Annotated in this window: 1 protein-coding gene and 1 pseudogene; both read left to right on the top strand. The window is 43.0% G+C overall.

Going from position 1 to position 1,046, the window contains the following annotated elements:
* Nucleotides 1–853, top strand: an 853-nt coding sequence (gene casA / locus RTW80_RS25835; protein ID WP_312720925.1) for a type I-E CRISPR-associated protein Cse1/CasA, incomplete at its 5' end; no start/stop codon positions are given.
* Nucleotides 846–1,046: pseudogene (locus RTW80_RS25830) on the top strand (type I-E CRISPR-associated protein Cse2/CasB); the annotation flags it as partial. The gene casA and the pseudogene RTW80_RS25830, both read left to right, overlap by 8 nt.

Raw genomic sequence — 1,046 nt, 5'->3', positions numbered from 1 at the left:
GTCTATACCTGCTTCGTCAATTGGGTTTGTCCGTGGTCTATTCTGGCAACCAGCGCATATTGAATTATGCGATCCCATTGGGATTGGTAAATGTTCTTGCTGTGGACAGGAAAGCAATTTGCGTTATACCGGTTTTCTTAAGGAAAAATTTACCTTTACAGTTAATGGGCTATGGCCCCATCCGCATTCCCCTTGTCTGGTAACAGTCAAGAAAGGGGAGGTTGAGGAAAAATTTCTTGCTTTCACCACCTCCGCACCATCATGGACACAAATCAGCCGAGTTGTGGTAGATAAGATTATTCAAAATGAAAATGGAAATCGCGTGGCGGCGGTTGTGAATCAATTCAGAAATATTGCGCCGCAAAGTCCTCTTGAATTGATTATGGGGGGATATCGTAATAATCAAGCATCTATTCTTGAACGGCGTCATGATGTGTTGATGTTTAATCAGGGGTGGCAACAATACGGCAATGTGATAAACGAAATAGTGACTGTTGGTTTGGGATATAAAACAGCCTTACGCAAGGCGTTATATACCTTTGCAGAAGGGTTTAAAAATAAACACTTCAAAGGGGCCGGAGTCTCTGTTCATGAGACTGCAGAAAGGCATTTCTATCGACAGAGTGAATTATTAATTCCCGATGTACTGGCGAATGTTAATTTTTCCCAGGCTGATGAGGTAATAGCTGATTTACGAGACAAACTTCATCAATTGTGTGAAATGCTATTTAATCAATCTGTAGCTCCCTATGCACATCATCCTAAATTAATAAGCACATTAGCGCTTGCCCGCGCCACGCTATACAAACATTTACGGGAGTTAAAACCGCAAGGAGGGCCATCAAATGGCTGATGAAATTGATGCAATGGCTTTATATCGAGCCTGGCAACAACTGGATAATGGATCATGTGCGCAAATTAGACGTGTTTCAGAACCTGATGAATTACGCGATATCCCTGCGTTTTATAGGCTGGTGCAACCTTTTGGTTGGGAAAACCCACGTCACCAGCAGGCTCTTTTGCGCATGGTGTTTTGCCTGAGCGCA

It is taken from the genome of Escherichia sp. AM3, from assembly GCF_032029835.1.
GTDB classification, from domain to species: domain Bacteria; phylum Pseudomonadota; class Gammaproteobacteria; order Enterobacterales; family Enterobacteriaceae; genus Escherichia; species Escherichia coli.
Note: the sequence above shows the minus strand (reverse complement) of the source record. Positions and strands in the feature narration are given on the sequence as shown.